The sequence below is a fragment of the Bacillus sp. FG16 genome, assembly GCF_057809515.1.
The window spans coordinates 1-300 of the sequence record NZ_JBMDKC010000417.1; the positions used below are offsets into that span (position 1 = coordinate 1).

The following is a 300-nucleotide window of genomic DNA, read 5'->3' on the forward strand; positions in this document are numbered from 1 at the left end:
TCACCACTTCTTTCTCGATAATCTGTGGCTCTTGTTGTTCGAATTCTTCTAGTTGCTTTCGGGTGAGTTGTTCTGACTTACGGACTGCGAAAGCTTCTTGTTCCGCACGTTTTCTTCGTTCTGTTTCTTGGTGAAGGAGTTTGTTTTTTTCTTTCAGTCTTGCCTGTAATTCTGTGTATGCCTTATGTATGCTGATTTCTTCGTTGTCTAATTTAGCAATTGTGGAGGAATCAGAGTGTTCTGTGATGAATTTTGCTTTTTCATATTGTTTTCCGCTACCTATGCCTATTTTTTCGGCTA

The 300-nt window shown here is 39.3% G+C and carries 1 pseudogene; it reads right to left on the minus strand.

Annotation, left to right across the window (positions count from 1 at the left end):
* Positions 1 to 300, minus strand: a pseudogene (locus ACODS7_RS32995) (ParB N-terminal domain-containing protein); the annotation flags it as partial.